We start from the raw sequence: 22,287 nt of genomic DNA on the forward strand, positions 1-22,287 counted from the left end.
ACAGTTTGGCTTAGGCGTCCCGCTGGTGCAGGTGGACCCGCTGGCGCAGGTGAGAGATAGCCGGCATCGGGTCTTTGCGACGAAGCGACCTCGCCGGCAAAAGAAAGGCAGCAGCTGGTTTCAAATGTCATCATCTGGTGACATTCGTGCCCGATAAAAGAACCGAGGCCAGCACCGGCATCCGCCCCGCCGCCCACCCCTTTGCGGAGCCGTCTCGGGTGTTCTCGTTGCGCCCCTTTTTTTGCTGCCTCCGCATGTAGTGAAAGTTATTGTTCAGTCACGAAGTGCTTGGAACCGGCCAGTATCCCCTGTCCAGCCGCGTTCGTCTTAGCCGGCCTTGCGCCGGCTTCTTTTTGCGTTCCTTCCGTACCTCGCTCTTTCCGTCCGGGCGGATGAAAGAGACCAAGGGTGCCCCTCACAGCTCGTCGTAATTGAACCAGTCGAAATCCGCGGCCTTGGCCCGGCCCGACGTATCGAAGGCGAATACACCAGCGAAGGCGCCGGTGAAGGAGCCGTGTTCGCCGCGTCCGCCTTCGTCGGAAATCACGCCGGCGTCGAGGATCGGGCCGATCGGTTGCCAGGCGCCCTTGCCCTCGGTCTGCCAGAAGAATTGCAGGTCGTTCTCGCGGATTTCCATGGCAAGTTGGACGCGGCCCCCGGCGGCAATCGCCACGCCGCTTTCGGCGGGAAAGCTGAGGCGTCCGTTCGGGTAGTCGCCGTTGCAGGAGAGGATCGTCACGCAGCGGCCGAGTGTTTCGTGCAGCGTTACAGCGACCGCGTGAAACTTGTGGCGGCTGTAATAATGCGTCAGGCCCGCCACCTGTTGATAGGTGTCGGGCGAGAACTCGATCACGGTTTCGGCGCGGAAACTGTGGTGTTCCTGGCGGCGGGCGACCAGCGACTGTTCAAACCAGGAGCCGATGCTTTCGCGTGCAATCAGACGCAAATGGCCGGGACGATCCGTCAGGTTGAAGATGCGCGCGGGCTCTGGCGTGCGCAGCCATTGGAAATCGGCGGGCAGCGTGCCGCCATCGAAGCTGTATTCGCTGCGCATCGGCTTTTCCACGGGCACCGCGCCGGAGAGGCCGGGCACATCGACATCGGGCACGGTGGTTCCGTTTTCGAGATAGAGCCAGTCGTCGTCGCGCCAGACGCACTTTTGCAGGGCGGTCTCGCGGCCCAGCGTGCAGCGCCGCTTTGGGGGTAGCGGCCGGCCGCAAAGATGGGTGTGATAGGCCTCGCCCTCGGGCGTTTCGACATATTGGCCATGCCCTGCCCGCTGCAGTACCGCGCCTGGATGATCCTTGGAGGTGATGAGATGCATGTTCGGATGCATCTCATAGGGTCCGTCGATATTACGCGACCGCGCCATGGTGACGGCATGGTCGTAGCCGGTGCCACCCTCGGCGGTCGTCAGGTAGTACCAGCCGTTGCGCTTGAAGAGATGCGGGCCCTCGACGAGGCCGAGCGGGCTGCCGGCGAAAATGTTCTTGATCGGCCCCTTCAGCGCCTTTGCCGCCGAATCCCATTCCTGCAGCAGGATGCCGTCGAAGGCCGGCGATTTCGGCGAGCCGCCATAGCTTTCGGTGCGGTGGTTCCACTGCATGTTGACGAACCACTTGCGGCCGTCATCGTCGTGGAAGAGCGAAGGATCGAAGCCGGAGGAATTGACATAGACCGGCTCGGACCATTCGGCCTCAATCGTGGGGGCCGTGACGATGTAGTTCGGCGCGTCCTTGAAGCTGCCGTCGAAGCGTTTGACGTCGGTATAGACCAGCCAGAATTGCCCGTCGGCAAAGGAAAGACACGGCGCCCAGATGCCGCAGCTATCGGGGTTGCCGCGCATGTCGAGCTGCGATCTGCGCTCCAACGGCCGGCGCACCAGCGTCCAGTTCACCAGATCCTGCGAATGGTGGATCTGCACACCCGGATACCATTCGAAGGTCGAGGTAGCGATGTAATAATCCCCGCCGACGCGGCAGATCGACGGATCGGGATTGAACCCGGGCAGGATGGGATTGCGGATCATGACAGGGTCTCCTCCGACCGGCGGTGTTTTGCTGTACGTACATCAGATTATAGCAGAAAAGGCCGGGAAGAGTTGCCTCCGGGCCTGAGATGACTATTCGCGTTCGGCGGACTTGGCCCAGAGGTTGATGTCGGCCTCGCGGGCATAGACATCGATCTCAGCAAGCTCCTCGACACTGAATTCGAGATTATCCAGCGCCTTGACGCAATCGACGATCTGCGACGAGCGGCTTGCGCCGATCAGCGCCGAGGTCACGCGGCCGCCGCGCAGTACCCAGGCGATCGCCATCTGCGCCAAAGTCTGGCCGCGTCTTTCGGCGATCTCGTTGAGCTTGCGGATATTGTCGATGATCGAGGGGCGGATGTAGTCGCGCTTGAGAAAGTGGTTCTGCGCCGCGCGGCTGTCTTCGGGAATGCCACCGAGATATTTGGTCGTCAGCATGCCCTGGGCGAGTGGCGAGAAGACGATCGAGCCCATGCCGACCTCATCCAGCGTATCGAGCAGCCGGTCGTCCTCGACCCAGCGGTTGAGCATCGAGTAGCTCGGCTGGTGAATCAGGCACGGCGTGCCGAGATCCTTGAGGATCTTTGCGGCTTCACGCGAGCGCTGCGAATTATAGGAGGAAATACCGACATAGAGCGCCCGGCCGGAACGGACGATATGATCGAGCGCGCCGCAGGTCTCTTCCAGCGGTGTTTCCGGGTCGAAGCGGTGTGAGTAGAAGATGTCGACATAATCGAGGCCCATGCGCTTCAGGCTCTGGTCGCAAGAGGCGATCAGATATTTCCGGCTGCCCCATTCGCCATAGGGTCCAGGCCACATGTCGTAGCCGGCCTTGGAGGAGATGATCAACTCGTCGCGAAGCCCGACGAATTCGGCGCGCATGATTTCGCCGAAGGCGGTCTCAGCGCTGCCGGGAGGCGGGCCGTAATTGTTGGCGAGGTCGAAATGGGTGATGCCGAGGTCGAAGGCCGTGCGGCACATATCGATTTTGCGGTCATGCGGCGTGTCGCCGCCGAAATTGTGCCAAAGGCCGAGCGAGACGGCCGGCAGCTTCAGGCCGGAACGGCCCGTGCGGTTATATTTCATTTTCGAATAACGGTCTGCGGCCGGTTGCCAGCTCATCTGAATGTCTCCTTGATAAAATAGCTATCTGGTCGTCATGCGACATCCTCGGCCCAAGAGATTGCCGACACCTGCCCCTCATCCGGCTGCCGCCACCTTCTCCCCGTAAACGGGGCGAAGGGACATGCCGCGCCGCCTTCCTCAACCTCAACCTCGACGCTGCGTTTGGCACGTCCCCTCTCCTCGTTTTTTACGGGGAGAGGGTTAGGGTGAGGGGCAGGCGCGAACCGGACAGCCGTGGGACAAGCCCGAGCGTGACGAACTATTGTTACAAATGCACCGATACGGCAAGCGCACGGCGCGCGTCATCTCTACCTCAACAGCGCCTGCGCCTCCTCGATGCCGAGGGCGGCCGGCTGCGTGCAGGTCGTGGTCAGGTCGATGAAACGGCCCTCTTCGCCCGATTTCAGGATCGAGGTCATGACGTCGACGCCGTGCAGCGTGCGGTCGAGCGAGCAGCGCGCGTCGCGACCCTCGATCAGCGCCATCGCCATGTCGGCAAGCCCGGCAGTGCGGTAGTTGGCGCGCGAGCCATTCGGGCTTTCCTGATTGATCTTGCCGAAGGGATGCTCCCAGGCCTCGAGCGGCTTGATGTCCTTGTCACGGCCGCTTGCCTCGACTACGCCGCCGAAGAAGTTCGGATCCGGAACGTAGAGCGAGCCGTCGGTGCCGTAGAGTTCCATATTGGCATGGCGGTGCGACCACACGTCCCAGCTCGCCGTCAGCGTCACCGTGGCGCCGTTGACGAATTCGAGCAGGGCCTGGATCGTCGTCGGCGTTTTGACCGGGATGATCTCGCCGTTGCGCGGCTGACTGGTGATGGTGCGGGTCGGCGACGCCATAGAGGTCATGCCGCCGACACGTTTGACCGGGCCGATCAGGTTGATCAGGTTGGCGATGTAATAAGGACCGAGATCGAGGATCGGGCCGCCGCCCGGCAGGAAGAAAAAGTCCGGGTTCGGATGCCACATCTCCATGCCGGGGCTCATCACGTAGCAGGCGCCCGAAGTCACCCGGCCGATGCCGCCGTCGTCGATGAACTTGCGGGCGAGCTGATGGGCGCCACCGAGGAAAGTGTCGGGCGCGCAGCCGACGGCAAGGTTCTTTTCCTTGGCGATGCGGCGAAGCTCCTCACCCTCTTCGAGTGAAAGCACCAGCGGCTTTTCGGAATAGACATGTTTTCCGGCCTCGAGGATCGCCTTCGATACCCGGAAATGCGCATCCGGGATCGTCAGGTTGACGACGACGTCGATCTCGTCATTGGCGAGAAGCTCGTCGATCGTCTGCGCTTTGACGCCATATTCCTGGGCGCGCGCCTCGGCCGCCTGCACGTTGATATCGGCGCAGGCCAGTACCTTCAGCCCCTTGAAGAGCGGTGCCAGTGAGAAGTAAGTGGTGGAGATGTTGCCGCATCCGATGATGCCGACGCCAAGTTCCCTGGTCATGATGAAGCCTCAGTAGGTCTGGAAGGATGCGATCGAGCGGCTGATATTGCGGTCGATGTCATTCGGGTTATCGTGTTCGACGACGTAGTGCTTGGCCTTGGTGGCGCGCAATGCCGTCATCAGCCTGGCCCACTCAACCTTGCCGTGACCGACATCGGCCCAGCCGTCCTCGTCCTTCGCTTCGCCGGCCGGCGCGATGTCCTTGACGTGCACGGCGGTGATGCGGGACCCAAGCTTCTCGACCCAGGCGAAGGGATCGGCGCCGCCGCGGATAACCCAGGCGATGTCGGCTTCCCAGGAAATATCGGGCGCGCCTTCGAAGATACGCTCGATCGGCCGCGAGCCGTCCTGCAGCTTGAAGAATTCGAAATCATGATTGTGCCAGCCGAATTCGTAGCCGGCAGCCTTGTAGGGCTTGGCTATCTCCTGCAGACGCTTGCCAAAGGCGACCCAGCCGGCGGCGTCGGAGGGCCGCTGGTCAGCGGCCAAATGCGGCGCATAGATCGAATCCATGCCGAGAATCTTGGCAATGTTCAGCGACTTCTCGACTTCCTTCTCCAGGAAATCGGGGCTGAAATGGCCGCTCGCCATGACCAGGCCGTTCTTGTCGAGCTCAGCGCGAAGGCTCTTCAGTCCGGCATCGTCGAGATCGGCATAGATGCCGCCGAAGCCCTCGACTTCGGCATAGCCAGCCTTGCCGAGCTTTTCGAAGATCGCCGAATAGGGCTGGAAGTTACGGGCGCTATAGAGCTGGTAGCTGAGTTTCGTCATCATGTTCTCCTTGGGCCTCGTGCCCATTCTTGCAAGATCAATCCGCCGACTGGCAGGAATACAGGTCGTAGAACCGGAACTCCGGTAGCGCGCCACGATCAAGCGGCCGTGCCGGGGTAAAGGTGATGCGGCGGCTTTCGCCGGCCGCAAGATCGAAGGCGTTGTCGGAATATTTGCCGTCGGTCTCGGTTTCGATCATCACGAAAAGCGCAAGTCCCCTAGCGGTGACGTTGATGTCGACGGAGCCGTTTTCCTCGACATATTCGTGGGTGACTGTCAGCCCCGCGGGTTCCAGTTCCAGCGCCTTGTAGGTACCGTTGACATGGTGCCCCTCGCCGCCCGTGCCGTTCGACGCGGTGAAACGCCAGGCAAGCAACGTTCCCTCGGGAATATCGGAAACGTCGATGCTCGTGGCAGTCACGGCCGCATCCGGCGAACATATGGCCCGTACGTCTCTCAGGTGCCGGCGCTCGCCCTGCGTCGTCAGCAGCGAGATCGAAAGGTCGACGCTGACATCGGCAAGTGTGTCGTTGACCAGCGAGAAGCGGATCGTCTTTCCGTCGTCGGAAGGAATGGCCGAGACCGCGACCGGCTGGAAGAAGCGCTTGACGAGATAATGCATCGCCTTCCAGCGGCCGCCATAGTCGAGGCTCGACCAGGAAGCGACCGGCCAGGTGTCGTTGAGCTGCCAGTAGATCGTGCCCATGCAATGGGGTTTGAGCGACCGCCAGTATTCCACCGCCGTCTTGATCGCCAACCCCTGCTGGATCTGGGAGAGATAGACGAAGTTCGGAAAATCCTTGGGGAATCGGAAATAACGGAACATCGTGCCGGCGATGCGCTCGTTGCCGCCGGCATTCTTCTGGTGCAGCTCCATGACCGGGGAAGCGACGTTCATGTCCTTCGCCTCGGCATAGGTCTTGATCACAGGCAGCGACGTGTAGGACTGGAAGCCGAATTCCGAGCAGAAGCGTGGACGCACCGAACGGTAATTGTCGAACGACTTGTTCTCGTGCCAGACCGACCAGTAATGCATGTCGCCGGACCCGTCCGCATGCCAGGCATCGCCGAAATCGAGATAGCCGGACGCCGGGCTCGACGGCCACCAGAGGGCGCCGGGCAGCGCCTTTTTCACTGCCTGCTCGATCGTGCGGTTGAGGCGATCATAGGAGACGAGATAGCGGTCGCGGTCCTTCCTCGATTCCTCGAACCATGTGAGCGCCCCGACCAGCTCATTGTCGCCGCACCAGAGCACGATCGAGGGATGCGAGGAGAGCCGGCGCACCTGGTAATCAACCTCGATCGTCACATTGTCGAGAAAGTCCTCGGTCGAGGGATAGAGGTTGCACGCGAACATGAAGTCCTGCCAGACCATCAGGCCCAGCCGGTCGCAGAGATCGTAGAAATGATCCTGCTCATAGAAGCCGCCGCCCCAGACGCGGATCATGTTCATGTTGGCGGCTTTGGCCGATTGCAGCAGATCTTCGGTCTTTTCAGGCGAAGACAGCGAAAACAGCGCGTCGGCCGGGATCCAGTTGGCGCCGCGGCAGAAGATCTCGCGGCCGTTGACCTTGAAGGCAAAGCGACTGCCGGCCGCATCCGGCGTGGTGATCAGTTCGACGGTGCGAAGACCGATCTGCTTGGTCACCTCATCCGTCGGCAATTCGACGGAAAGCCTGTAGAGCGCCTGCTCGCCGCTGCCGGAAGGCCACCAGAGGCGCGGATTGTCGATATGGAAGAGGTGGTTGACATGGGTCTCGCCGTTGACGCCGACATCCAGGCGCACGCGCTCGCCGTCGAGGTCGAAATAAACCTGGGCAATGTCTGGCCCCTTGGAAAACAGCGTCGCCGTCACTTTGAGATCGACCGAGCCGTCATTATTGTGGGTCTGGCGGGTGACGACGTGTTCGATGCGCGCCGTTTCGAGCTTTTTCAGCGCGATCGTCCCGTAAAGGCCGAGCGGCGCAATGGCGATGTTCCAGTCCCAGCCGAAATGGCATTGCGGCTTGCGCAGCATGTTGCCGTCGGGGATCGGCGAATTGCCCGTGCTGTAGGGAATGTAGAAGGGCTGCTGTTTCTGCCGCTCAGCGCCGACGGCGATGTTCGAGGCAAAGACGATGCGGATGCTGTTGTCGCCTGATTTCAGCATGCTGGAGACATCGGGCCGGTAGCGGCGGAAGCTGTTGTCGGCTTCGAGCGCCAGGAAACCGTTGACGTGGACGCTGGCGACCGTGTCGAGATAGTCGATATCGAGATACCAGTCGCCCTCGACCTCCTGAAGCGTGAAGCTGCGCTCGACCGCCCATTCGCGCTCGGCGACCCACTGCACCTTTTCCTCGTTGCGGCCGAAATAGGGATCGGGGATCAGTCCTGCCCGGTGCAGCGCCGTGTGCACGTCGCCCGGCAGCATGATCGCGGTGCGAATTTCGCCGTCGACGGAGGCGAGCTGCCACGAACCGGAAAGGTCGATGTTGGGAGTAGTTGATCGATGCGTCACGATATCGTTTCCGATTTACGTTTTTGAAAGAGACGGCGCATGGTCGTCGTCCGGTAGCTGTCGTTCGTCAAAGGGCTTGGCTCCCTCTTCTCCCCAGCGGGGAGAAGGTGGCCCGAAGGGTCGGATGAGGGGGCCACACGGCACGCCCTTAGTTGCACTTCACTTGCGCTCAGCGCCTCGCTCCTATCGTCACTCACCCCCTCATCCGCCTGCCGGCACCTTCTCCCCGTTGGGGAGAAGAGATGTGTAGCAGCGCCTTGGTCCCCTTCCGTCCGCCCCAGCCTCCGTCATGCTCGGGCTTGACCCGAGCATCCACAGCGTATCCACCAGCAGCAGCGGGGATAGATCCTCGGGTCAAGCCCGAGGATGACGGAGAGTGGATTGGTCTTCTCGCCAAACTCGCCCTAGCCTAGTAGCCCCCGCCCATAGAACCTTCTAAAGACGCAGCTCGCTTTCGGCATCGAAGACCGAGGCGACCGACATGTCGAAGCTGAGCTTCACCTTCGCTCCGACATTGAAGCGACGCGCGCCGTTGACGCGTACCGACATCGTGTGACCGGCATGTTTCAGCCACAGCAGATTGTCCGCGCCCATCGGCTCTTCGATATCGACGGTGGCGTCATGTTCTTCGCCGCCGGTATTCTCGTTGACCTTGATGTGTTCCGGACGAACGCCGAGCACCACCTTGCGGCCGGGCTGCAGCGTCTCGTTGGCATCGTAGCCGGCGAGCGAGAAAATGACGCCGTTGGCTAAAAAGGCAATGCCGTCGCCTGATTTGACCAGCTCGCCGCGCAGGAAATTCATCGATGGCGAGCCAATGAAGCCGGCGACGAAGAGGTTGCGCGGCCTGTTGTAGATCGTCGTCGGATCGTCGAGCTGCTGGATGATGCCGCTCTTCATGATGGCGATGCGGTCGGCGAGCGTCAGCGCCTCGATCTGGTCGTGGGTGACGTAAATCATCGTATTCTTCAGCGACTGGTGCAGGCGCTTGATCTCAACGCGCAGCTCCGAGCGGAGTTTGGCGTCGAGGTTGGACAGCGGCTCATCGAACAGGAAGACGTCGACATCGCGCACCAGTGCCCGGCCGATCGCCACGCGTTGGCGCTGGCCGCCGGAAAGCTCGGCTGGCTTGCGCTTCAGGAGCGGCTGAATCTGCAGGATTTCGGAGGCACGTGCCACCCGCTTGTCGATCTCGGCCTGCGGCACCTTGGCGACGCGAAGCCCGAAGGATAGGTTCTTCTCGACGGTCATCTGCGGATAGAGCGCATAGGACTGGAACACCATGCCGATGCCGCGGTCCTTCGGCTCTTCCCAGGTGACGTTCTTGCCCTTGATGAAGATCTGCCCTTCCGAGGCGTCGAGCAGGCCGGCGATGCAATTCAGCAAGGTCGACTTGCCGCAGCCGGACGAACCGAGCAGCACCAGGAATTCGCCGTCGTTGATGTCGAGGTTGAGATCCTTCAGCACGCTGACCGAACCGAAGTTCAGAGACAGATCCTTGATGGAGACGCTTGCATTCATATTCATGAGATCAACCCTTCACTGCGCCGGCGGCGATGCCGCGGACGAAAAGCCGTCCCGACACGAAGTAGACGATGAGCGGCACAAGACCGGTGAGAATCGTTGCCGCCATGTTGACGTTGTATTCCTTCACGCCCTGGACGGAATTGACGATGTTGTTGAGCTGTACGGTCATCGGATAGGTATCCGGTCGGGTGAAGACCACGCCGAACAAGAAGTCGTTCCAGATGCCGGTCACCTGCAGGATCATCGCGACGACGAAGATCGGCAGCGACATCGGCAGCATGATCCGCAGGAAGATCTGCCAGAAGCCCGCCCCGTCGACACGCGCCGCCTTGAACAGCTCCTCCGGCAGCGACACGAAATAGTTGCGGAAGAGCAGCGTCAGGATCGGCATGCCGAAGATCGAATGCACGATGACGAGGCCGCTCAGCGTGCCGTAAATGCCGATTTCGCGCAGGATGATGACGATCGGATAGATCATGACCTGATAGGGAATGAATGCCCCGATGATGAGGATCGAGAAGAAAAGCTCGGATCCTCTGAAGCGCCAGTTTGCCAGCGCATAGCCGTTCACCGAGGCGATCGCGATCGAGATGATGACCGACGGCACCGTGATGCGCACCGAATTCCAGAAGCCGCGCGACAGGCCATCGCAGTTGAGCCCGGTGCAGGCCTGCGCCCAGGCTTTCACCCAGGGTTCGAAGGTGATCTCCATCGGCGGCGAAAAGATGTTGCCGAGACGGATTTCCGGCATGCCCTTCAGCGACGTCACCACCATCACGTAGAGCGGCAGCAGATAGTAGAGCGCTGCGATCGTCAGTGTGCCATAGAGCATGATGTTGCGCGCCGACAGCGCCGGGCGCGGCCGGGGGCCGCTCGGGCCTTCGGCGAGTTTCGGCGCGACGGCGTCGATGCCGGCAGCCGTGGTGTTGAGAGTTCCTACATCAGCCACGCTTGCGCCCTCCGCCGAATTCCAGATAGGCCCACGGAACGATGATGATCGCGACTGTGACCAGCATCATCGTCGAGGCAGCAAAGCCCTGCCCCAGGTTCTGCGCCTGGAACATGTAGTCGTAGACATATTTCGCCGGCACTTCCGAGGAAATGCCGGGCCCGCCCGATGTCTGGGCGACCACGAGGTCGTAGACCTTGACGATGCCGGAGGCGATGATGACGATCGTCGTGATGAAGACCGGCCGCATCATCGGGATCACGATGAAGAGATAGGTCCTCCACATCGGAATGCCGTCCACGCGCGCCGCTTTCCAGATGTCCTCGTCAATCCCACGCAGGCCGGCGAGCATCAGGCACATGACGAGACCCGTCCCCTGCCAAAGCGCCGCGATCAGAATGCCGTAGATGACGATTTCAGGCGTATAGAGCGGATTGAAGGTGAAGCTCGTCCACCCGATCGAGCGCACCACCGCCTGAATGCCGAAATCGGGATTCAGAACCCATTGCCAGACGAGGCCCGTCACAATGAAGGACAGCGCGAAGGGATAGAGAAAGATGGTGCGGAAGGTGTTTTCGAAGCGGATCTTCTGGTCCATCAGCGCGGCGAGCATGAAACCGATGACCAGGCTGAAGATCAGCGAGAGAATGCCGTAGACAGCCAGATTCTCGATCGCCGTCACCCAGCGGGGTGCCGCCCAGAGGCGCTCGTACTGATCGAAGCCGACAAAGCTCAACCGCGGAAGGAGCTTGGAATTGGTGAAGGAATAAAAGACCGTCCAGAACGTGCCGCCGACAAAGATCACCAGCGCTGTCAGGATCATCGGGATGGACGCAATCTTGGCATTCAGATTGCGCAGTAACTTGTTTGGCCGGCCTGCTCGCGCTTGACCCGTCATAAACACTTCTCCTCAATCGCAACTGCGACAGTAACAAAACGGCAAGACGCCGCCTGTCGTCCCCACCTCCGAACCTGTTGAAGATTCCGGAGAGACGCCGCCACCCGCCGGACCATCACCAACCGTCCGGACCGATCCGGCCCCCCATGGGAGCCGGACCGCAAGCAGCAAGTCTGCTGATCAGTCAGCAGAAGCGATGATCCCGGCGAAACGCTTCTGAGCGTCTTCCGGCGTCATCGATGGGTTGGCGAAGAACTCGGAGAAGAGGTCTTCCTTCTGCTTCTGGCTGTCTGCCGAAAGCAGCTGGTCGGTGCCTTGGATCACGTTGCCCTTGGCCAGGATGTCGAGACCCTTCTTCATGCAATCGTTGGCGGCGGCGAGATCGACGTCGCCGCGAACCGGCAGAGAACCCTTCTTCAGGTTGAAGGCAACCTGGGTCTTGGGATCGAGCAGGGTCTTGGCAAGCACGGCCTGCGCCTTGGATTTTTCCTCGTCCTTCAGCAGCGGGAAGTAGAAGGCGTCGCCGCCGGTCGAGATGATCTCGTTCACGCCGAGGCCCGGCAGGCAGGTATAGTCGGTACCGGCCTTCTGACCGGCGAGAGCGAATTCGCCCTGCGCCCAATCGCCCATAATCTGGCCGCCGGCCTTGCCTGTGATGACAAGGTTGGTAGCCTGGTTCCAATCCTGGACGTTGCTGCCTTTGGCCATACGCCGAGCGTCGTCGGCCGCCTTGAACACCTTGGCGATTTCGGGACCGGCGGCAACTTCAGCATCCTTGTCCTTGAAGACCTTGTTGAAGGTATCCTTGCCGGCAACGGCAACCATCAGCACGTCGAAGGCGCCAGTTGCCTGCCACGGCTGACCGCCGACGGCGAGCGGAATGATGCCGGCCTTTTCGAGAGCCGGAGCAGCAGCGACGAACTCGTCCCAATTCTTCGGAACCTCGACGCCGGCCTTCTTGAAGGCGGCGTTCGAAAGCCACAGCCACTGCCAGGAGTGGATGTTGACGGGAGCGCAGTAGATCTTTCCGTCGATGGTGCAGGAATCGAGCAGGCTCGACGGGCGAATAATGTCCTTCCACTTCTCGGCGGTCGCCACATCGGTCAGATCGCGCATCAGGCCGGCCTGGACGAGTTCCTCGGCCTGGCGGCCATGGTTGAACTGGGTTGCTCCCATCGGATCACCGCCGGTGATGCGGCTGATCATGATCGGACGGGCAGTGCCGCCCGAACCGGCGATAGCACCGTCGACCCAGTGGTTGCCGGTGGCGTCGAATGCCTTTGCCAGCTCGGCGACGGCAGCGGATTCGCCGCCCGATGTCCACCAGTGCGTGACTTCGAGATCGGTGGCGTTTGCGGCGCTGAACGGAAGCGCGACCGAAGCGGCAAGCACGGCCGCCATTATACGGATTTTCATGAGTTCTCCTCCCTCACTGAAACGTTGCCGGAAAAACTTAGATCAATCGATTTCTCCACGCAACTGCCCGCAGGCAAATTTTTCCGTGATAACCGGAATTGCTACTTCTGCCTGTTTACATCAGGAGCATTGCATCCCCTTGAAACGATACCAGGCCGGGCTTTCTCGCATATGTGTTTTCGCTTTATCAATTTGAATTTGCCTAGTAATTTTCCACGAGAAAGTTAGCCTTCCAATTCAGTCTCTTCGCAATCGCAATAAAACAGAGCACGGATTGCCGATTCAACCTGTACGTACAATGTTGCACTGCACACAACAAAAAGCACTCGACATTTCTACTGTATCGTTACAGATTGCATTCTTCAGGGAGGTGCGATTTTGGCATGCGGCGGGCTTACGACGCTGGAAAAAGCCTCTATAAGCGACACCAATTCGCGCAGGACGGCCTAAAGGGATGGAAAACAAGGGAAATTTCGGGAACGCGGCATCGACGCCGGCAGCGCGCGAGCGCCCGACGTTGAAGACGATCGCCTTCATGACGGGCCTTGGCGTGACGACGGTGTCGCGCGCGCTGAAGGATGCGCCGGATATCGGGGCCGAAACCAAGGAGCGCGTGCGCATGGTCGCCCGCCAGCTCGGCTACCAGCCGAACAGGGCGGGTGTGCGCCTCCGTACCGGCAAGACCAACGTCATCGCCCTCGTCCTCAGCATCGACGAGGAGATCATGGGCTTCTCGAGCCAGATGGTCTTCGGCATCTCCGAGGTGCTATCCGGCACGCCCTATCATATCGTCATCACGCCGCATTCGCACAGCAAGGACCCAATGCTGCCGGTGCGCTATATCCTTGATACCGGCTCGGCCGACGGCGTCATCATCTCACGCATCGAGCCAGACGATCCGCGCGTGCGGCTGCTGAGCGAGCGCGGCATGCCCTTTGCTACACATGGGCGCACCGATGCGGGTCTCACGCACCCGTTCCACGATTTCGACAACGAGGCCTTCGCTCATCAGGCGGTGGAAAAGCTGGTCAAGCGCGGCCGGCGCCGCATCGCCCTGCTGCAGCCGCCGAGCAAGCTCACTTACTACGCCCATATCCGCATCGGCTTCCAGACGGGCCTGCATGATCACGGCGCCGAGGAAGTGCCGCTGCGCATCAACACCGACGCTCCGCTCGCCGACATCCGCGACGTCGTCGAGGTGATGATGCGCTCGGCGAATGCCCCTGACGGCATCGTCTGTTCGGCCGGCAGTGCTGCAATCGCCGTCAATGCCGGCATTGAGGCCGCCGGCAAGGCGCTCGGCCGAGACCTCGATATGGTCTCCAAGCAATCGGTACCGATCCTGAACTGGATCCGCCCCGAGATCATCACCGCCCAGGAGGACGTCCGCCACGCCGGCCGCGAAATGGCCAAAGCCGTCATCGCCCGCATCGACGGCGTCGAACCGGAACTGCTGCAGAGCATTAGTCAGCCGACCTGGCCGGAGAGTGGCAGGTAGGCGGTCGGTTGAAGGAACGGACCGTCGGGCTCAAATCCGACGATCCGCTTTGGATGATCACAGGTCTTCGACGACGAAATTCACCAGTCGCCCCGGGACCAGAACTTCCTTGACCACCGTTTTGCCGTCGAGCAAGGCCATAACGGAAGGTTCGGATCGCGCCGCTGCAAGCAGCGCCTCGCCGAGATCGGCGGCGGCTTCGAAGCGGTGGCGAACCTTGCCGTTGATCTGCACGACATATTCGCGGGTCTCCATCTCGATTATCGCAGGGTCGAAGGTCGGCCAGGATACCCACGTCAGTGTTCCACCGTGACCTAGCTTGCTCCATAACTCCTCCGCGATGTGAGGCGCAAAGGGTGCGAGCAACAGCACGAATGTCTCCACCACTTCGCGCGGACGCACTGCTTCCGCCGTCAGTGCGTTGGCCAGTTCCATCAGCCGGGAAACCGCGGTATTGAACCGAATTGCTTCGATATCCGCCGTCACGGTCTTCACCGTCTGGTGGCGCAAGCGCAGAAGCTGCGGGCTGGGGGCCGCCGCCAGCACCACTGGAGAAAGTCCATCGTTCTCGTCGCAGACAATGCGCCAGGCACGCTCCAGAAACCGACGCACGCCGATGACGCCAGCGGTCTGCCAGGGTTTTGCCGCGTCCAGAGGTCCCATGAACATCTCGTACAGGCGCAAGGCGTCGGCCCCGAACTGACGGACGACATCGTCGGGGTTAACAACGTTCAGCCGCGACTTCGACATCTTCTCGACGGCGCGCCGCACTTCGACCGACCCAGCGAACCATCTGCCCTCCTCTTCGACGACGGACGACGGCGCGCAATACCGGCCCGCCGCATCGAGGTAGGAATGAGCAAGGATCATGCCTTGGTTGAACAGCCGCTGGAACGGCTCTTCCGTCGAAACGACGCCGATGTCGTAGAGCACCTTATGCCAGAAGCGGGCATAGAGCAGATGCAGGACCGCGTGCTCGGCGCCGCCGACATAGAGATCGACCGGCATCCAATAGCGCTCGGCCTCGCGCCCGACGGGCTCGCGGGCGTTGTCGGGATCGAGGAACCTCAGAAAATACCAGCAGGAGCCCGCCCATTGCGGCATCGTGTTGGTCTCCCGCCAGGCCGGAATGTCAGTACCCGGCACCGTCGTTTCGACCCAATCTGGCGCGCGGGCAAGTGGCGGCTCGCCATCCGGCGTCGGGGCGTAGTCGTCCAGTTCAGGCGCCAGCAGCGGCAGGCATTCATCGGGCAGAGGTACCACCGAGCCATCCGCCAGATGCAGCACCGGGATCGGCTCACCCCAGTAGCGCTGACGGGAGAACAGCCAGTCGCGCAGGCGATAGGTAACTTTCGGCCAGCCCGCGCCGCTCGCCTGCAGCCAGGCGATGATGGCGGATCTCGCCTCCGGCGAGCCCAAGCCATTCAGGAACCCGGAATTGACCATCGCCCCCTCGCCTTCATCGGCCGCCTTTTCGACATCCTTCCCGCTGTCGATCACGCGAATAATCGGCAGGCCGTGCGCACGTGCAAAGGCGTGGTCCCGAGCGTCATGGGCCGGCACAGCCATCAGGGCGCCGGTGCCGTAGCCAGCCAGCACGTAATCGGCCACCCAAACCGGCAGCCGGGCTCCGTTGGCAGGGTGGATCGCATAGGCGCCGGTGAAGACGCCCGCCTTCTCGCGCCCGGCATCGGCCCTCACCGTCTCTTCCAATCCTTCGGCCTCGGCAATATAGGCGGCCACCGCCTCGCGCGTTTCCGGCTCGACGATCGCGGCAACCGCAGGATGCTCCGGCGCGAGCACGATATAGCTTGCTCCGAACAGGGTCTCGGGGCGCGTCGTGAAGACGGTGATGACCTCTTTGCCGTGCTCGAGCGGAAACCGGATTTCGGCGCCCTCGGAGCGTCCGATCCAGTTGCGCTGCATGGTTTTCAGGTTTTCGGGCCAGTCGAGGCCGTCCAGTCCCTGCAGCAGCCGATCGGCATAGGCCGTGATGCGCAGCATCCACTGGCGCATCCTGCGGCGAATGACGGGATCGCCGGTCTCGACATAACGCCCGTCCTTGACCTCCTCGTCGGCAAGCACCGCGTTCTGGGCCGGGCACCAGTTGACCGCGACCTCCGCCTGATAGGCGAGGCCCTTCTCGAGCAGCTTCAGGAAGATCCACTGCGTCCAGCGCACATAGGCGGGGTCGGTCGTGGCAAACTCGCGACTCCAGTCATAAGAAAAACCCAGCCTCTGCACCTGCCCGCGAAACGTCTCGATATTGCGCTTCGTCGTGATATCGGGATGCACACCAGTCCGCATCGCGTGGCGCTCCGCCGGCAGGCCGAAACTGTCCCATCCCATCGGATGCAGGACGTTGAAGCCGCGCATGCGCTTGTAGCGGCACGTTATATCAGTGGCCGTATAGCCGAGGGGATGGCCGACATGCAGGCCCGCACCCGAAGGATATGGGAACATGTCGAGTGCGTAGAATTTCGGTCTGGCCGGATCGATCTCCGCTCGAAAAATACGGTGATCGGCCCAATAAGCCTGCCACTTCGGTTCGATCGTCTTGGGATCATAGGGCATGCATCACTCCTGGCGCCGGCCGGCTCTGCGGCGGCGTGTCCTGAAAAATGGAGGCGTTCTTTGGTTCAGGAGCAGCTACGGCTGCCGGTGCTCCGGTGACGTCCGGCAGCCGCGGCTAAGTCGAAACGCGTGCGGAGTTGCGGCACGGAATCTCAGTACCGCCTGCAGGACGGAAAAGGCACAATATGGCTTGGGAAACGATCTGATGTCCATGGATGGTAACTCAGGCAAACAAACGGAAAGCAAACGACAGCATTGACCCGGCTCCGATCAGGAGGCCGTGGTGATAAGTCGTGCACCGCTTCCGCGGGCAATTGGTGCTTGAGTTGCCATGGTCATAAGCCAAGAGTGCCCGATATGATCGCTTATGCCAAGAGAGTATTCGCACGAAAAGCTCCGATCAGATTCCCCCAGCGCGTTCCTTACCAGTTGATCGAACACCGCCGCGATCTTCGGGGTGGCGGCCTTCGCCGCGCCATGTCACGGCATGGATACCGCGATAGGCGGGCGCCAGCGGGTTGACGTCACGGTGTGCCGCATCGGTTCGAAAAAAGCCAAGATTGCCCGCCATCTCATGAGACGAGTCACGGGGGATATCGACAGGATGCAGCAGAGCGGCGTGCCCTATTTCAGCCAATGGGAAACACCGGGCATGACGCTGCCGGTGCTTGCCGAGGGATCGCAGGCGTTGCTCAACGACCCGCTCTGGCGCCATTCTGGGGCCGCGACGATCGAGGAATATGCGCGCTGGGCGGTCAATGTCTGCGGCATGGCCTGCCTGAAGATGATCCTTGCCGCCCGCGGCGAGATCCATCCGACCCTCGAGCTTGCCCGCGCCTGCACCGCCTATGGCGGTTATGTCGTCAACGAGATGGATGCCTCGATCAAAGGGCTGGTCTACGCACCCTTTGTCCGCTTCGCCGCCGACCGATTCGCGCTTAGCGCCGAGACGATGACCGGCGTAGAGACATCGGCCATTGCCGAGCTTCTGTCGAAGCGCCGGTTCTTCATCGCCTCGGTGAACTCGGGCATCCGCTGGCCGGAGCGCGAGCCGCCCTCGAAGGGCGGACACCTGGTGCTGGTGACGGCAGCCAGCGACGACACAATCCGCTTTCACAACCCGTCCGGTCATGACGAAGCGAGCCAGGCCGATGTGACGCTGCCGCTTGCCGTCTTCGACCGCTTCTTCGCCAATCGCGGCATATCTGTCGACGCCTGACTTTTTCAACACCAGATCGTTTCGGAGGCTTTCATGACCCCTTCCCCAAACAGGCTGCGCATTGTCGTGCTCTTCGGCGGCCGCTCGGCCGAGCATGAGGTTTCCATGCTCTCGGCAACCAATGTCATGGGCGCGCTCAAGCCCGAGAAATACGACGCCGTCCCTGTCTTCATCACCCGCGACGGACAATGGCTGCTAAGCAGTTTTGAGGATGGCGTGCTGGCGACACCTTCATCGGGCACGGAAATCTGCCTGGTGCCGGGTGGGCGCGGCCGCGTCCTGGCGATCCCAACTCATGGCGCACCCTATGAGCTGGCGCGGATCGACATCCTGTTTCCCGTGCTGCACGGCCCGCATGGCGAGGACGGATCAGTACAGGGCACGGCGGAGGTGGCCCGCGTTCCACTCGCCGGTTGCGGCATCCTCGGTTCCGCCGCAGCGCTCGACAAGGACATCGCCAAACGCCTGCTGAGGGCAGCGGACCTGCCGGTGGCGCGCGCGGTAACGATTCATCAGGGTGCCGCGCCTTCGCTGGCAGCCCTCGAAGGTGAGCTCGGCCTGCCGCTCTTCATTAAGCCGGCGCGGCAGGGATCGTCGGTCGGCGTCGCCAAGGTCCATGCCAGCCAGGAATTCGCGCCCGCCCTTACTGAGGCCTTCCGCCACGATCGCACGCTGCTCGCCGAGGAATTCGTGCGCGGCCGTGAGATCGAATTCAGCGTGCTGGAGGATGCGGCAGGAGAACTCTTCGTCTCCCGGCCGGGCGAGATCGTGCCGGCCGAGAGCCACGGCTTCTATAGCTACGATGCCAAATATATCGACGAGAAAGGTGCGGCGCTGAAAGTGCCGGCCGAATTGCCGCAGGAGATCGAAACCGCCATGCGCGACGTGGCCGCAAAAGCCTTCAGAGCCGTCGGCTGCGACGGCATGGCCCGCATCGACTTCTTCCTGACGAATGACATGCGGTTCCTCGTCAATGAAATCAACACCATCCCTGGCTTTACCGATATCAGCATGTATTCCAAGGCGATGGCGGCAAGCGGCGTCACCTACGCCGAAATCATCGACCGCCTAGTGGACCACGGCCTGGCGCGCGCCCGACGGGCCACCTGAGACGGGAGCTCGATCATGAACAGGTCGGTCTTGATGTCGGGATGTTCCGGCGGTGGAAAATCGACACTGCTTGCAGAACTTGCCGCCCACGGTCATGCCGTCGTCGAAGAGCCCGGCCGACAGATCGTCAAACAGGAACTCGAAGGCAACGGCGCAGCCCTGCCCTGGGTCGACATGGCGGCCTTTGCCCGCCGCGCAATCGAGATGGCGATGGCCGACTACACGGCGGCGCGTGAGCGGACCGGCTGGACGTTTTCGATCGCGGGCTGATCGATGCGACGGCAGCGCTGCAACACCTGACCGGAGAACCGGTCCTGGAAAAATTGGGCGCCGCCCACCGCTATCACCCGAGGATTTTTCTCACGCAGCCATGGCCCGAAATCTACACGACCGACCCCGAGCAGCTCCATGGCTTCGACGACGCCGTCGCCGAATATGATCGCCTTGCCGCCGTCTATCCGACGCTTGGCTATGACGTCGTCATTCTGCCGAAAATCGCGGTCGCCGACCGGGCGGATTTCATCCTTGACTGCCTCTCTCGGGAAACGAGGCAGCAGTAGACGAGATCGTCAGGGTTCTGTCTCTCGGCCGCCTTTTCAAAAGAGGCTCAGCGCCTGCGAAAAACACACCACTGGAACGACTGCCGGCCGCCGCCGGGTGTCGTGTGTTCCTCCCGCCAGTCACGCTGAAGCGCGAAGGTGCACGAGAATTCGGTCGCAAGCGCCACCGCGTCGTAACGCTGGACCGGCAGGCCGCTGCACCGTTCCGGCCCGTCCGGCGCAAAGGTCGCGATGATCACGACGCTGCCCGGCGCCGTGCCAGTTTCGAGCGCGCGGCGATAGGCCAGCCGCTGCTCGGGCTCGGTGAGAAAGTGAAAGACGGCGCGGTCGTGCCACACATCGTAATGGCGGTCGGGTTGCCATGAAGTGACGTCGGCAACCACCCAGGCGATGCGAGCGGCATCATCACGCAGCCGCGCCTTGGCGACCTCAAGCGCCGGCGCGGCGATGTCGAGGACGGTGAGATCGGACCACCCGCGCTCGACAAGACAGTCGACAAGGTTCGATGCGCCGCCGCCCACATCGATCAGCGAGGCCGTGGCCGGCAGTTGCAGCTCGTCAAGCGCCCGCAAGGAAGGCCCAGGCCTCGGCTGATACCAGCTGACGCTGTCGGCAGATTTCGTGCGGTAGACCTCGTCCCAGTGTTCCCGCTTCTCCCCTGTCATCCGATATCCCCATCTCTTGCAGAGCCCGATTGCCCAACTGATCAACATGTAGGGACCGAGACGTCTGCAACCAGTCACAGTGCGCCCAGCACAATGTTCTTCGTTCAGGAAGCGAAGTGACGGTAGACCAGATCCTTGGGGTCATCTCGGGGTGCCGCAGGATCGAGGCGCGCGCCCAGCCGTTCTGCAACGGCAACGGATGCAGCATTGCCGGGAGCGATATAGCTGACGAGCGATGGCAGCTTGAGTGTTGCGAAGGCCCAGTCGCGCAGCGCCAGGGCCGCTTCGGTGGCGTAGCCCTTGCCCTCATATTCCTCATAGACGAACCAGCCCAGTTCCTTCTCAGGAAAGAGCGGCCCGTGATTGATCCCCACCTGACCGACGCATTCGCCGGTTTCGCCAAGCTCGATCGTCAGTGCTCCATGCCCGAAAAGCTGCCAGAGAGCCACGTCGTGACAGAACATCCCCCATGCCGCGCGCAGATCGAACGGGCCGCCCATTCCGACGGATCGCGGCGACGCCATGATCTCAGCATAGGCGGCGAAATCGTCGATCTCCGGCATGCGGAGCTTAAGACGCTCGGTTCGAATGGTCATCGCGCCCGCTTCGGACATGTCGTCACCTTCTCTGTCAGCTTGGGTTTGGAGTTTCGGCCGTTGAACGAAATATTAGCTTTCAAATGCCGGGGCGAATTGCAACGTCCCGCTTGGCGGCGATCCGCGAAAAACAATTCTCTGCACGAGCCGTGTATCGAGGTCGAGATACTTCAGTTGTCCATCACTGCTGAAACCGACACGGCTATAGATCTCGGGATTGCCAATCAGTGCACAGCCGCTCGCGCCGCGCTCTTTCAGCAGGTCCAGACCCCTGGCGATCAGTGCCTTGCCGATGCCCTGCCGCTGCCTCTCCGGCTTGACCGATATCGGCCCCAGCCCGAACCAGCCGTCATGCGCACCGTCGATCGTCACCGGCGAAAACGCCACATGCCCGACAATCTCGCCGTCCTGCTCGGCCACCAGCGATATCTTGAGATCGCCCGCCGCGCGAAGTCCTCGGACAATCTCCGCTTCCGTACCGTCGCTGTAGGGCATCGGCTTGAAGGCGGTCGAGGTGAGATCATGGATCGCATCGATATCATCAGGCGTCTCGCCTCGGATAAGCATCTCTATCAATCCTCAACCGCCATAGTTCACAGGTGCTATGCAGGGAAAATCGAAGAGCAGCAAGCCGGGTTCCTCCAGCGGCAGCTGCGCCACGACCTGCCCTTGCCGGTTCAGCACGGCCGTCGGTCCCCAGGCGATGCGTCCGTCGCGCTCGCCTGTCACGTCGGATGATATCAGCCACAGGCCTGTCTCGCGGCATCTTTGACCGCGAACGGCATTATGCAGAGGCTTGAATATTTCCGCCTTCTCCCGTGGCATCATGTTGTTGGACAGGCATAAGATCAGCGATGCACCAGACGCGGCGACCTTTGCGGCTGCCTCCGGAAAATTGGTGTCGTAGCAGATGTTGATCCCGAAGCGCAGGGCACCGATCGTAAAGAGCGGGCTCTCCTTTCCAGCCTCGAAAGCCCGTTCGCCGCCCAACAGGTGGGCCTTCCTGTAACGGCCGAGGAGAATGCCGCGATCGATGACAACAGCGGTGTTGAACAATCGCCCGTCATCGATCTCGATCAGCCCCATGACCAGCACCGGTCCCGACTTCGGCAACCGATCCAGGATCGCCGCGAACTCGGACGACGCGAGATCCAGGGCAACCCGCCGCGCCGATGCTTCATCGGTCAGGTAGCCTTGCAGAAAACCTTCGGGAAAGACCAGCAGGGCAACACCCTCAGCCTCGGCACGAGCAGCCATCCCGCAGGCATAATCCAGTGCCGCCTCGACATTCCCCCGAAACTCCGGCGTCTGAGCTGCGGCTATCCGAATGCTATTCACCGTGACCTCCGGGTTTTAGCCTCGGCCCTTCAGCGAAAGGCCCGGCGCAGTGGCCGGGCCTCTCCTTGAA

General features: G+C 61.7%; 17 protein-coding genes and 1 pseudogene. 4 read left to right on the forward strand and 14 right to left on the reverse strand.

All coding sequences use genetic code 11. The features are described from left to right. Positions 1-415 precede the first annotated feature (415 nt). The 9 genes from OIU37_RS04450 to OIU37_RS04490 form a co-directional block, all read right to left on the reverse strand. The gene (locus OIU37_RS04450; protein WP_264256007.1) at positions 416-2,029 is read right to left on the reverse strand and encodes a glycoside hydrolase family 43 protein; all 1,614 of its coding nucleotides are present in this window, start codon (positions 2,027-2,029) and stop codon (positions 416-418) included. A 93-nt stretch (positions 2,030-2,122) separates the two neighbouring features. Next, positions 2,123-3,154 carry an L-glyceraldehyde 3-phosphate reductase gene (mgrA, locus tag OIU37_RS04455; protein ID WP_264256008.1) on the reverse strand — a complete coding sequence of 344 codons (1,032 nt, stop codon included), beginning with the start codon at positions 3,152-3,154 and terminating at the stop codon, positions 2,123-2,125. 311 nt (positions 3,155-3,465) lie between these two features. Beyond that, entirely contained in the window at positions 3,466-4,599 is a 1,134-nt protein-coding gene (locus OIU37_RS04460; protein ID WP_240603094.1) for a Gfo/Idh/MocA family protein, read from the reverse strand. Positions 4,600-4,608: 9 nt separating this feature from the next. After that, positions 4,609-5,370 carry a sugar phosphate isomerase/epimerase gene (locus tag OIU37_RS04465; RefSeq protein ID WP_180694901.1) on the reverse strand — a complete coding sequence of 254 codons (762 nt, stop codon included), beginning with the start codon at positions 5,368-5,370 and terminating at the stop codon, positions 4,609-4,611. 37 nt (positions 5,371-5,407) lie between these two features. Continuing rightward, positions 5,408-7,867, reverse strand: a complete 2,460-nt coding sequence (locus OIU37_RS04470; protein WP_264256010.1) for a glycoside hydrolase family 2 protein — start codon at positions 7,865-7,867, stop codon at positions 5,408-5,410. Positions 7,868-8,302: 435 nt separating this feature from the next. Beyond that, positions 8,303-9,394: an ABC transporter ATP-binding protein gene (locus OIU37_RS04475; protein WP_180694899.1), complete on the reverse strand. Its 1,092-nt coding sequence runs from the start codon at positions 9,392-9,394 to the stop codon at positions 8,303-8,305. 4 nt (positions 9,395-9,398) lie between these two features. After that, entirely contained in the window at positions 9,399-10,343 is a 945-nt protein-coding gene (locus OIU37_RS04480; RefSeq protein WP_182210095.1) for a carbohydrate ABC transporter permease, read from the reverse strand. Then, positions 10,336-11,241, reverse strand: a complete 906-nt coding sequence (locus OIU37_RS04485; RefSeq protein WP_180694897.1) for a carbohydrate ABC transporter permease — start codon at positions 11,239-11,241, stop codon at positions 10,336-10,338. The genes OIU37_RS04480 and OIU37_RS04485 overlap by 8 nt, the downstream gene beginning before the upstream one ends. 180 nt (positions 11,242-11,421) lie before the next feature. Next, a complete protein-coding gene (locus OIU37_RS04490; RefSeq protein ID WP_138329163.1) occupies positions 11,422-12,657 on the reverse strand; it encodes an ABC transporter substrate-binding protein in 1,236 nt (411 codons plus the stop codon). 454 nt (positions 12,658-13,111) lie between these two features. On the opposite strand from OIU37_RS04490, the gene OIU37_RS04495 reads away from it, so the two are divergent. Further along, positions 13,112-14,155, forward strand: a complete 1,044-nt coding sequence (locus OIU37_RS04495; protein ID WP_180694896.1) for a LacI family transcriptional regulator — start codon at positions 13,112-13,114, stop codon at positions 14,153-14,155. 57 nt (positions 14,156-14,212) lie between these two features. Here OIU37_RS04495 and leuS read toward each other — a convergent pair whose 3' ends face one another. Then, positions 14,213-16,729: a leucine--tRNA ligase gene (leuS, locus tag OIU37_RS04500; RefSeq protein WP_264256014.1), complete on the reverse strand. Its 2,517-nt coding sequence runs from the start codon at positions 16,727-16,729 to the stop codon at positions 14,213-14,215. A gap of 604 nt (positions 16,730-17,333) precedes the next feature. On the opposite strand from leuS, the gene OIU37_RS04505 reads away from it, so the two are divergent. The 3 genes and pseudogenes from OIU37_RS04505 to OIU37_RS04515 all read left to right on the forward strand — a co-directional run bounded on the left by OIU37_RS04505 (position 17,334) and on the right by OIU37_RS04515 (position 19,618). Further along, a complete protein-coding gene (locus tag OIU37_RS04505; protein WP_180695441.1) occupies positions 17,334-17,948 on the forward strand; it encodes a C39 family peptidase in 615 nt (204 codons plus the stop codon). Between the two features lie 33 nt (positions 17,949-17,981). Next, the gene (locus tag OIU37_RS04510; protein ID WP_180694894.1) at positions 17,982-19,058 is read left to right on the forward strand and encodes a D-alanine--D-alanine ligase family protein; all 1,077 of its coding nucleotides are present in this window, start codon (positions 17,982-17,984) and stop codon (positions 19,056-19,058) included. 15 nt (positions 19,059-19,073) lie between these two features. After that, positions 19,074-19,618, forward strand: a pseudogene (locus OIU37_RS04515) (AAA family ATPase). 47 nt (positions 19,619-19,665) lie between these two features. Here OIU37_RS04515 and OIU37_RS04520 read toward each other — a convergent pair. The 4 genes from OIU37_RS04520 to OIU37_RS04535 all read right to left on the reverse strand — a co-directional run bounded on the left by OIU37_RS04520 (position 19,666) and on the right by OIU37_RS04535 (position 22,217). Next, positions 19,666-20,283, reverse strand: a complete 618-nt coding sequence (locus tag OIU37_RS04520; protein WP_264256017.1) for a trans-aconitate 2-methyltransferase — start codon at positions 20,281-20,283, stop codon at positions 19,666-19,668. Between the two features lie 104 nt (positions 20,284-20,387). Continuing rightward, positions 20,388-20,897 carry a GNAT family N-acetyltransferase gene (locus OIU37_RS04525; RefSeq protein ID WP_180694891.1) on the reverse strand — a complete coding sequence of 170 codons (510 nt, stop codon included), beginning with the start codon at positions 20,895-20,897 and terminating at the stop codon, positions 20,388-20,390. A 54-nt stretch (positions 20,898-20,951) separates the two neighbouring features. Continuing rightward, the gene (locus tag OIU37_RS04530) at positions 20,952-21,446 is read right to left on the reverse strand and encodes a GNAT family N-acetyltransferase (protein WP_264256019.1); all 495 of its coding nucleotides are present in this window, start codon (positions 21,444-21,446) and stop codon (positions 20,952-20,954) included. A 12-nt stretch (positions 21,447-21,458) separates the two neighbouring features. Next, positions 21,459-22,217, reverse strand: a complete 759-nt coding sequence (locus tag OIU37_RS04535; RefSeq protein WP_264256021.1) for a carbon-nitrogen hydrolase family protein — start codon at positions 22,215-22,217, stop codon at positions 21,459-21,461. Positions 22,218-22,287: the final 70 nt, after the last annotated feature.

Source organism: Rhizobium sp. BT-226 (assembly GCF_025847085.2).
Classification (GTDB): domain Bacteria; phylum Pseudomonadota; class Alphaproteobacteria; order Rhizobiales; family Rhizobiaceae; genus Rhizobium; species Rhizobium sophorae.

Bases quoted from the DNA above. Each gene is read 5' to 3' on its own strand.
- OIU37_RS04450 (WP_264256007.1), bottom strand. From the start codon at position 2,029: ATGATCCGCAATCCCATCCTGCCCGGGTTCAATCCCGATCCGTCGATC.
- mgrA (WP_264256008.1), bottom strand. From the start codon at position 3,154: ATGAGCTGGCAACCGGCCGCAGACCGTTATTCGAAAATGAAATATAAC.
- OIU37_RS04460 (WP_240603094.1), bottom strand. From the start codon at position 4,599: ATGACCAGGGAACTTGGCGTCGGCATCATCGGATGCGGCAACATCTCC.
- OIU37_RS04465 (WP_180694901.1), bottom strand. From the start codon at position 5,370: ATGACGAAACTCAGCTACCAGCTCTATAGCGCCCGTAACTTCCAGCCC.
- OIU37_RS04475 (WP_180694899.1), bottom strand. From the start codon at position 9,394: ATGAATATGAATGCAAGCGTCTCCATCAAGGATCTGTCTCTGAACTTC.
- OIU37_RS04485 (WP_180694897.1), bottom strand. From the start codon at position 11,241: ATGACGGGTCAAGCGCGAGCAGGCCGGCCAAACAAGTTACTGCGCAAT.
- OIU37_RS04490 (WP_138329163.1), bottom strand. From the start codon at position 12,657: ATGAAAATCCGTATAATGGCGGCCGTGCTTGCCGCTTCGGTCGCGCTT.
- OIU37_RS04495 (WP_180694896.1), top strand. From the start codon at position 13,112: ATGGAAAACAAGGGAAATTTCGGGAACGCGGCATCGACGCCGGCAGCG.
- leuS (WP_264256014.1), bottom strand. From the start codon at position 16,729: ATGCCCTATGATCCCAAGACGATCGAACCGAAGTGGCAGGCTTATTGG.
- OIU37_RS04505 (WP_180695441.1), top strand. From the start codon at position 17,334: ATGCAGCAGAGCGGCGTGCCCTATTTCAGCCAATGGGAAACACCGGGC.
- OIU37_RS04510 (WP_180694894.1), top strand. From the start codon at position 17,982: ATGACCCCTTCCCCAAACAGGCTGCGCATTGTCGTGCTCTTCGGCGGC.
- OIU37_RS04520 (WP_264256017.1), bottom strand. From the start codon at position 20,283: ATGACAGGGGAGAAGCGGGAACACTGGGACGAGGTCTACCGCACGAAA.
- OIU37_RS04525 (WP_180694891.1), bottom strand. From the start codon at position 20,897: ATGTCCGAAGCGGGCGCGATGACCATTCGAACCGAGCGTCTTAAGCTC.
- OIU37_RS04530 (WP_264256019.1), bottom strand. From the start codon at position 21,446: ATGCTTATCCGAGGCGAGACGCCTGATGATATCGATGCGATCCATGAT.